The sequence below is a fragment of the Streptomyces sp. SID486 genome (genome assembly GCF_009865385.1).
Lineage (GTDB): Bacteria > Actinomycetota > Actinomycetes > Streptomycetales > Streptomycetaceae > Streptomyces.
On record NZ_WWJT01000697.1, the window covers coordinates 1 to 9,349 of the forward strand.

The following is a 9,349-nucleotide window of genomic DNA, read 5'->3' on the forward strand; positions in this document are numbered from 1 at the left end:
CTAGGGATCGTCTTCAAAGGTGATCAAGTGATGAGGGATCATGCTTGTCGTGGTGCGTCGTCATGAGCTTTCGGATGCCGAGTGGGCAGTGTTGTCGCGGTTCCTGCCGAGTTCGGGGACCGCAGGGCGGCCCCGTTTGGACGACCGGGTGGTACTGAACGGGATCGTGTGGAAGCTGCGGACCGGATCGGCCTGGCGTGACGTGCCGGAACGTTATGGCTCCTGGCAGACCTTGTACACGCGTTTTCGCAGGTGGGCTCTGGACGGCACCTTCTCGCGCATGCTGCGGGCCATCCAGGCGGAGAGAGACGCGGCCGGAGACATCGACTGGCTCGTCTCGGTCGACTCCACCATCGTGCGGGCACACCAGCACGCCGCCGGCGGCAAAAAGGGGCCGTCGACAGGGACGAAGCGGGTGATCACGCCCTCGGTCGATCCCGTGGTGGACTGAGCACGAAAGTTCACCTGGCTTGCGACGGACGCGGCCGCCCTCTTGGCTTCGTCTTATCGGGCGGCAACGCCAACGACTGCACCCGCTTCGAGCAGGTGATGGGCTCGATCAGCGTGCCCAGAGTCGGGCCCGGGCGCCCGCGGACCCGGCCCGACCACGTGGTCGCCGACAAGGGCTACAGCTCTCGAAAGATCCGCGCCTACCTGCGACGACGCGGCATCCCGCACACCATCCCCGAACGCGTCGACCAGATCCTCGGCCGCTTGAACCGCGGCATACGCGGCGGTCGGCCGCCCGGCTTCGACCGGGACATCTACCGCCACCGCAACGTCGTCGAGCGCTGCTTCAACCGCCTCAAGCAGTGGCGCGGGCTGGCCACTCGCTACGACAAGACCCGCGAGTCCTACCAAGCCGCCGTCACCATCGCCTCAATCATGCTCTGGATCTGACCTTTGAAGACGATCTCTAGGACGGGGTCAGCGGGAGGTCGTCGGTGAAGGCGTTCACGGGCTGGGCGACGGGGGTCGCGGTCCTGACGTCGAGGGCCGGCTCCGCGTGCCGCGTGCCCAGGCTGCCGTGCGGGTGCCAGGTGCCGGTCACCGCCAGCCAGGTGTCGGCGGGCGGCGCCTGCGTGCCGTACATGCGGACCTTGACGGTCTGCGAGTCGGCGGCGCAGCAGGAGAAGATGATGCGGGTCAGGTACCAGCCGTCCCCGTCGCCGGCCGGGGTGACGAAGCCTGTCAGCCGGACGGTACGGCCCTGGACGGCGCGGCTGCGGTCCAGCTGGACGCGCCTGGTGAAGTCGGTGAGGGTCAGTGGCACGGGTGAGGTCGCGGGCAGCGGGGCGAACCCTCTCTTCTGCACGGCGACCGGCTTGTTGCCGGCGCGTGCCGCGGTGTAGGCGCCGAGCGCGGGCGGGGCGTACCACAGCAGGCTGAGCGCGGGGAGGAACAACAGCCAGGCGATGCGCGGGGTGGCGGCGTGATCGTGCCCGTGGCCGGTGCCGTGATCGTGCCCGTGGTCGGCGGTGTGATCGTGCCCGTGGTCGCCCGCGTGCGTGGGCGCGCGGTCGTGGCCGTCCGAGGGAGCGGGCCGTCGTCCGCCGCCGCGGGTGACCGCTGCCGCCAGGCCGAGGAGCAGCAGGACCGCGCCGGACACGATCAGCGGCGGGCGCAGCCCGGCCTTGACGTAGCGCAGGTAGGTGTCGGTGAAGAGCGCCACGTGCAGCAGACCGGTGCCGGTCAGTGCCAGGAGCAGGGCCTGTACAGGGCGTCTCACAGCAGCGCGCCTCCGATCAGGACGCTCGCGGCGACCGCCACGACCGTGGTCGCCGTGCAGAACCGCCAGGCGAAGGCCCGGCCGAAGGTGCCGGCCTGCAGCGCGATCAGTTTCAGGTCGACCATCGGACCGACCACCAGGAACGCCAGCCGGGCGGTCGGCGAGAAACCGGTGAGGGAGGCCGCGACGAACGCGTCGGCCTCCGAGCAGACGGCCAGCAGCACGGCGAGGCCCGCCAGGAAGAGGACCGAGAGCCAGGGCGAGCCGGCGAAGGTGTCGAGGACGGCGCCCGGCACGGTGACATTGAAGGTGGCGGCGGCCATGGCGCCGAGGACGAGGAATCCGCCGGCGTGCAGGAAGTCGTGCTGGAAGCCGAGCCGGAACTCGCTCCAGCGGCTGTGCCCGTGCCGGTGGCCGGTGTGCCGGTGGCGCAGCAGCGGGCGCAGCCACTCCTCCTTGCCCAGCCAGAGCCACAGCCAGCCCATCACGGCCGCGGTGGCGAGGGAGGCGACGAGGCGCGCGGCGACCATCGCGGGGTCCCCGGGGAAGGCGACGGCGGTGGCGGTGAGCACCACCGGGTTGATCGCCGGCGCGGAGAGCAGGAAGGCGAAGGCGGCGGCCGGGGTCACCCCCCTGCGGATCAGGCTGCTCGCGACGGGGACGGAGGCGCACTCGCAGCCCGGCAGGATCGCACCGGCGACACCGGCGACCGGTACGGCGAGGGCGGGCCGCCTCGGCAGCACACGGGTGAACAGGTCGGCGGGCACGAAGGCGTTGATGGCGCCGGACAGGGCCGTGCCGAGGAGCAGGAAGGGCAGGGCCTGGACGGTGATGGCCAGGCTGACGGTTCGCCATGCCCGGACGGCCGGAGCGTCCAGCCACCGGGTGCCGGCCGCGAGGAGCAGGGCCGCGGCACCGGCGGCGACCGCGAGGGCGGCGCCGAGCGGCCACGGACGGGGGCGGCGCAGGGTCGGACCGAGGGGTACGGCCGCCGCGCCGTCCCCCACACCAACGAGGTCATCCGTTCTTTCCATGATCACTCCGGATGTCGGTGTCCGGCCGACCATAAGCGAGGAGCGGGGTCCGGACGCGCGTACACGCCGCCGTGCGGACCACCCGTGACCACGATCCGCCCCATCGGTCGCGCGCCGCCGCACCGGTCGGCCGGTCCGCCGCCCCGCCGATCTACCGGTCGGCCGGTCCGCCGGTCCGCCGGCCTGCTGGTACGCCGCCCCGCCGGTCCGCCGCCCCGCCTATCTACCGGTCCGGTCTGCCGCCCCGCGGTCTGCCGGTCGGCCGGTCCGCCGCTTCTGTCCTGGGTCCCGGGACGGTGGCTCTTCTCACAAAGCGGGGCGAACAGGGTCCGGAGGTGACGGTGGCCACGTCGCCGGGCGCGCTCGTTGTCTACGTTCGTGACCCATGTCGTCCCGCTCCTCCCGCACCGCACGGACCAAGGCCGGCGCCCTCGTGGCCTCGGCCGCCGCCCTCCTCTGCGCCGGCCTGCTGCAGCCGCCCCCGGCCGCCGCCGCCACCGCCCCGCCCGGCCGTACCGCGGCACACGCCACCGCGGCCGTGCTCGACCTGGACGCCGCCGGCCGCGCCCCCGTGATCCACGGCGCGGACCGGGCGTACGACACCGCCAGCATCGTCAAGGTCGACATCCTCGCGACGCTGCTGCTCCAGGCGCAGGACAAGGGACGGCACCTGACCGCCCGCGAGCGGGACCTCGCCGAGCCGATGATCCGGCGCAGTGACAACGCGGCGGCCAACGCCCTGTGGCGGCAGATCGGCCGGGCCTCGGGGCTGGCGGCCGCCAACAAGCGACTGGGACTGGGGGCGACCGAGGGCGGGCCGGGCGGCAAGTGGGGCCTGACCCGGACGACCGCCGGCGACCAGATACGGCTGCTGCGTGCCGTGTTCGACCCCACGGGCGCCGCGCACCCGGGCTCCGGGGGGCTCGACGAGAAGTCCCGTGGGTACGTCAGCGCCCTGATGAGCCGTGTCGTACCCGAGCAGACCTGGGGTGTCTCCGCGGCCGGGGGCGCGAAGTCCCGAAAGGTGCTGAAAAACGGCTGGCTGCAGCGCACCACCACGGGTCGCTGGGACGTCAACAGCATCGGCCGGGTCACGGCCGGGGGACACCGGTATCTGGTGGCCGTCCTGTCCGACGGCAGCGCGTCCATGAGCGACGGCGTGCGCCTGGTGGAGCGGACGGCGCGGTCGGCGCTCGCCTGAGGGACCCGCGGGCCGAGGAGCCGGAACGCAGCGCCACACGGCCTCGCGGCCCCGGCGCCACGGCGGCATGAGGGCCACCCCCCGGTTCCGTGACGGCGCGCCCGGGGCTTTTCGGCCGCCCTGGAAGGGGCACGCGGCGGTGGTACGACCTCCGACCGGAAGGACGGTGTCCGCGATGGCCGAGTACGAACGTTCCCGCACGATGCCCGCACAGCCGGAGCAGGTCTTCGACCAGGCGGCCGATGCCGGCCGGCTCGACGCCTGGCTGCCGGGCGCGCTGCACGTGGATGTCGGGGACCCGCCCGCCGTGACCGTGCACGAGGACCGTACCGGCCACGACACGGCCGCGCTGCTGCGGTCCGAACCGGACCAGATGCGGATGGAGTGGGGCACCCGCGAGCACGGCGGCTACACCGGCTGGCTCCAGGTGGCGGGCATCGGCAGCGGCACCAGCGAGGTGACCGTGCACCTGTCCTTCTTCGACGACAGTCACGACCCGGGCGAGCAGGCGGTCCGTGACGCCCTGGACGGCAGCCTGCGGCGGCTGGAGGACCAGGTGCGGACGCGGAGCGGTGGCGCCACCGCGGACGGGGGCGACGACACGGCCGGCTGACCCGGGCCGGGACACCGGTCCGCGAACCCCGCGCACACCATTTGCCTCGTGCCCCATTTGTCCGATTATCCTGGGCGGCCTTGCCGGGGCCGCCGCAGCGGCCCCGGGACGCGACGAGGAAGGGGCGAGGACGGCATGCGCGGTGCACGGTGGTCCGTCCTGTCGGCGCACGCCCGGCGCGTCGCGCGCGCCGACGGCGCCGACGCCGCCCGGGCGACCGTGGCCGCCGGGCTGACATGGCAGACCTGTACGACGCTGCTGCACACACCCGACCCGTACGCGGGAGCCGTCGCGGCGCTGCTCATCGTCGAGACGACGGTGGTGCGCACGGTCTCCGCCGCCGTGCGCTACGGCGCCGGCTGCCTGCTCGGCGTCCTCGTCGCCGTACCCGGCGCCCTGTACGCCCGGCCGGGCATGGCGGGGCTGGCCCTGGTCGTCCTCGTCTCGGTGCTGCTGGCCCGCCGCGGGTTCCTCGGCCACTACGGCGTGCACGTGCCGGCGACCGCGTTGATCACGTTCGCCCTGGTGCGCGGCCGTCACCCCGGCGAGCTGGTCTCCCACCTGGCGGAGATCGTGCTGGGCATCGCCTTCGGCCTGGCGTGCAGCGCGCTGCTGCTGCCCGCCGTGCGCGTCCGGACCGCCGAGCGGACGCTGGAGGAGCTGCGGGTGCTGGTGGCCCGGGACCTCGACGGCCTCGCCGACGCGGTCGCACGGCGCGAGCGGCCCCGCGACGTGCTCGGGACCGGCTGGGAACAGGAGCTGGGCACGGCCCTGGAGCGAGCCCGCACGGCCGTGGACGCGGCGCACGAGAGTGTGCGGTGGAACGTCCGGCCGGCCGCCCGGCGCCGGCGCTGGCACCTGGACCACCGGGTGCTGCGGGCGCTGACCGACGTGGCGGGCCAGCTCACCGCCACGGGCCGGCTCCTCGACGCGCACCCCGGGGCCGCCGGCAGCTGCGGCCCGTCCTTCGCCCGGCCGTACACCCGGCTGCTGCGGACGACCGCCCTGTGCGCCTACTCCTGCCGGGGCGGCCGGCCGCACCCCGCCCTGCCCGCCGCACGCCAGGCCCTCGCCCGGCTCGGCACCGCAGGCACCGCAGGCACCGCAGGCCCCGCAGGCACCGCAGGCACGGCAAGCGGTGATCCCCCGGCCGGCGGCGCCGAGCCCGACCGCCTGCTGCGCCACCTGGAGTCGGCCCTGTGCTGCCTCTCGGCACCGGCCCCCGCCCCGCCCGCCCGTACCCACCGGGTACGCAACCCGCTACGGACCTCCCTGCGCCGATGACCTTCCACCGCACCACCACCCGGCCCACCGCTTCCCCGGCCACCCGCCACGCCGGCACCGGCACGCTCCCGCCGGAGACGACCCGGCGCGACCGCCTCGCCGGCTCCCGTCCGCTGGCGGCGGCTCCCGTCCTGCTGATGGCGGTCGTCGCCCTCACCGACCTGCTCACCCCCGACTGGCTGCACGTATCGCCGGTCATGGCCGCCGTGCCCGTCCTGGCCTCGGTACTGCTCCCGCTGTGGGCCACCGCGGTCCTCGGCTGCGTCGCGCTGGCCGTGACCGCCCTGCTCCAGGCGGACGCCGGCCAGTGGGGACAGCCGGACTCGGACGTCGTGCTGTTCAGCCTGTTCGTGGTCGGGCTGACCTCGCTGGCCACCTGTTCCCTGCGCCGGCGCCGTGAGCGCCAGTTGCAGCAGGTCCGCTCCGTCGCCGAGACGGCACAGCGGGCGCTGATGCACCCCCTCCCCCACCGGATCGGCACGCTGGCGCTGCGGGGCGTGTATCTGCCGGCCGAGTCCGAGGCGAACATCGGCGGCGACTTCTACGAGGCGATCCGGACGCCGTACGGCATCCGGGTCCTGGTCGGCGACGTCCGCGGCAAGGGACTGCCCGCCGTCGGGGCGTCCGCCGCCCTGCTCGGCGCGTTCCGTGAACTGGCCCATCTGGAACCGTCGTTGACGCGGGTCGCCGAGCGGCTGGACGAGCGTGCCCGGCGGCAGATCGCCGCCGCGGACGACATCCTGGACGACGGCCGGCCGGATGCGACGCCCGGGTCGCTGTTCACGGAGCGGTTCGCCACCGCGCTCCTGGTGGAGTTCCCGACCGGCGAGCCCGTGGCGCGGCTGGTGCACTGCGGGCACCCCGAGCCGTTCCTGGTGCACGCGGGCCGGGTGCGCGGTCTGCTGCCCGACCGGCCCGGTGCTCCGCTCGGTCTCGGGGACCTGCTGGAGACGGCACCGGCCGTGCAGACCGTTCCGTTCGGGCCCGGCGACCGGCTCCTGCTGTACACGGACGGATTCATCGAGGCCCGGGACCGCCGGGGCCGGTTCCCCGACCTGGCCGCCCGCGTCGAGGCGCACGCCGGCCGGCCGCTGGAGGCGATGGTGTCCGGGCTGCGCCGGGACCTGGTGCGCCATGCGCACGGCGACCTCGGTGACGACGCCGCGCTGGTCGCCCTGGAACGGCTGCCGGAGCCGCCCGTAGCCCCGTGACCGGCCGCGGACACACCCGGTCGTGACAGGCCCGGTTTCGGCCCCTTTTCGCCGTCCGCCGTCCGGCCCGGCGCGCTGTCGCCGATGATGGGCGGGACGTAGCCGTCGTGGGGAGGGGTGCGGCCGTGGGCTGGACGACCGAGGAGTTCGGGGAGTCCCACGAGGGCATCGTGGGAGCCGTCCTGGACGACGGCAGCGAGCCGAAGCCCGCGTACTTCGACATCGGCAGCGACGCCGAGCTGTACCGGACCAGCGAGTGGTGGGCGTACGACGGCTCCATGGGCAGGCCCAGGGCGGCGGCCGTGCGCGCCTCGTGCGCCTGCGGCTGGCGCGGGCCGAGCACCCCCGTCGCGTGGGACGGGCCGGCCGGGGACGGCCTGGAGGATCTGGACGTCTCGGCCCAGCGCCGGGACTGGGACGGGCACATCCGGACGGTCGAGCGGCGGACCGTGCCGCTGCCGGCCGACCTCGCCGCGCTGCTGGCCGCCCTGGAGGACAAGCTGATCCCCCTGGCCGAGGACGCGCCGGCCGCCGCGCTGCGGGCCGCCGCCGCGCTGGACCGGCTGAGCCGGCGCGCCGGCCGGGAAGCGGCCTGCGTGCTGGAGGAGAACGGCGACCGCCGGTGGGAGACCCTCGGGCGGGCCCTGGGCATCGACGCGGACCGGGCCAGGGCCCTCGTCACGCACTACCTGCTGCTGCGCTGACCCCCGCCGCCACTGCACCGCCCCCAGGCCGCGCGCCGCGCCCCCGCAACCAGCGGCCGGCTGGTGGGCCTGCAATCGACGGCCGGCCGGTGGGAGCGGCAAAGCACCGACCGGCCGTGGGGCCCGCGCCGCGCGGCTCTCCCGTCCGCCTGCCCGTCTTCCGGCCGCCGCCCGGCGCACCGCCCGGTCACCACCGCGAGCGCCGTGAGCCCACCGCGAGCCCGCCGCGAACCCACCTCGAGCCCGCCCCCGACCTTCCCCCTCGGCCTCACCGCCCGCTGACGCTGCGGTGCTTCCCCTGTCCGGCCCAATGACGGTGCGCCGGAGGGGCGGGCCGGCGTGGCGGGTGTGACCGTGGGGAGGGAAGCGCGGATCACGAGTGGCGAGGAGCGAGCGTGGTGAACGGAGTCGGCGAGGGCTGTGCGCAGCTGTGTGCCGTGGCGGACGCCGTGCTGTACGAGGGGTACCTGCTCTACCCCTACCGCCGGTCCTCGGCGAAGAACCGGGTCCGCTGGCAGTTCGGCGTCCTGCTGCCCCGGAACTGGGTGGAGCGGGACGGCCCGGTCACGCCCGGACTCTCCGGCTCCGCCGACTCCTGGTACCAGCGGACCGAGTGCCTGGTCCGGGTGCGGCGCGAGGACGCGGCCGTACGGGTGCGGGTGCGGTATCTGCAGCTCCAGCACAAGCAGGTGGAGGCGGCGGACGGGGACGGGGGGCACCGGCCGGTCGAGTCGCTGCGGACGGCGGACGGCGTCACCCACCTGTCCTTCGAGGAGGCGGTGCCCCGCGAGACCGAGGTGGTGCTCACCCTGGAGGAGCTGCTGCGCGGCGGCCGGACCGTCGCGGTCCGGGCGCCGGCCGGTGCGGAGTACGAGCCGCTGCCCGCCGGAGCGGGACGGACGGCGCGGCGGCGCCGGGAGGTACGGGCCCGGACGACGGTCGAGGCCGAGCCCTTGGCCCCCGAGCTGTACCGGTTGCGCGTGCGCACCGAGAACACCGACGAGGCGCCGGATCCGGCGGCCCCGCGCGGCACGGTGCTGGGGCGGGCCCTGCTCGCCACGCACACCCTTCTCGTCGGCGACGGCGTCGAGTTCGTGTCGCTGATCGATCCGCCGGCCGGCCTCGCGGAACAGGCGCGCGGCTGCCGCAACGCCTTCACGTTCCCGGTGCTCGGCGGGGCGCCGCCGCAGTCCGGCGGCGAGGACGGGGCCACCGGCGCGTCCCTGCTCTCCGCGCCGATCATCCTGCCGGACCATCCGCAGGTGGCGCCGGAGAGCCCCGGCGACCTGCACGACGCGGCGGAGATCGACGAGATCCTCACCCTGCGCACGATGCTGCTGACCGACGAGGAGAAGGCCGAGGCGCGGGCCACCGATCCGCGCGCCGCCCGGATCGTCGACCGCGCGGACACCATGCCTCAGGAGGTCTTCGCCCGGCTGCACGGCACCATCCGATCCCTGACCCCGGCTCAGGCGCCTACTCAGACGCCGGCTCAGACCCCGACCCAGGCACCCACTCAGACACCCGCTCAGACCCCGGCCCAGCCCCCGGCTCAGGCGCCCGCTCAGACCCC

At 75.0% G+C, this 9,349-nt stretch carries 8 protein-coding genes and 1 pseudogene; 7 read left to right on the forward strand and 2 right to left on the reverse strand.

Going from position 1 to position 9,349, the window contains the following annotated elements; translation table 11 throughout:
• The first annotated feature begins 40 nt into the window (after positions 1–40).
• A pseudogene (locus GT045_RS32470) lies at positions 41–900 on the forward strand (IS5 family transposase).
• A 16-nt stretch (positions 901–916) separates the two neighbouring features.
• Here the strand turns inward: GT045_RS32470 and GT045_RS32475 are convergent.
• Together GT045_RS32475 and GT045_RS32480 are read right to left on the reverse strand one after the other, a co-directional pair.
• On the reverse strand, positions 917–1,729 hold the full coding sequence (locus GT045_RS32475; protein ID WP_161336380.1) for a TIGR03943 family protein: 813 nt from the start codon (positions 1,727–1,729) through the stop codon (positions 917–919).
• Positions 1,726–2,763 carry a permease gene (locus GT045_RS32480; RefSeq protein ID WP_237539052.1) on the reverse strand — a complete coding sequence of 346 codons (1,038 nt, stop codon included), beginning with the start codon at positions 2,761–2,763 and terminating at the stop codon, positions 1,726–1,728. Before GT045_RS32480 ends, GT045_RS32475 begins: the two co-directional genes overlap by 4 nt.
• Positions 2,764–3,148: 385 nt before the next feature.
• On the opposite strand from GT045_RS32480, the gene GT045_RS32485 reads away from it, so the two are divergent.
• The 6 genes from GT045_RS32485 to GT045_RS32510 form a co-directional block, all read left to right on the forward strand.
• Positions 3,149–3,964 carry a serine hydrolase gene (locus GT045_RS32485; protein WP_161336381.1) on the forward strand — a complete coding sequence of 272 codons (816 nt, stop codon included), beginning with the start codon at positions 3,149–3,151 and terminating at the stop codon, positions 3,962–3,964.
• A gap of 175 nt (positions 3,965–4,139) precedes the next feature.
• A complete protein-coding gene (locus tag GT045_RS32490) occupies positions 4,140–4,577 on the forward strand; it encodes an SRPBCC family protein (RefSeq protein WP_161290685.1) in 438 nt (145 codons plus the stop codon).
• Positions 4,578–4,712: 135 nt separating this feature from the next.
• Positions 4,713–5,861: an FUSC family protein gene (locus tag GT045_RS32495; protein WP_161336382.1), complete on the forward strand. Its 1,149-nt coding sequence runs from the start codon at positions 4,713–4,715 to the stop codon at positions 5,859–5,861.
• Positions 5,858–7,072 carry a PP2C family protein-serine/threonine phosphatase gene (locus GT045_RS32500; protein WP_161336383.1) on the forward strand — a complete coding sequence of 405 codons (1,215 nt, stop codon included), beginning with the start codon at positions 5,858–5,860 and terminating at the stop codon, positions 7,070–7,072. Before GT045_RS32495 ends, GT045_RS32500 begins: the two co-directional genes overlap by 4 nt.
• A 125-nt stretch (positions 7,073–7,197) precedes the next feature.
• Positions 7,198–7,776, forward strand: coding sequence for a hypothetical protein (locus tag GT045_RS32505; RefSeq protein ID WP_161336384.1), 579 nt, complete (start codon positions 7,198–7,200; stop codon positions 7,774–7,776).
• 395 nt (positions 7,777–8,171) lie between these two features.
• Positions 8,172–9,349, forward strand: a 1,178-nt coding sequence (locus GT045_RS32510) for a hypothetical protein (protein WP_345942823.1), incomplete at its 3' end; no start/stop codon positions are given.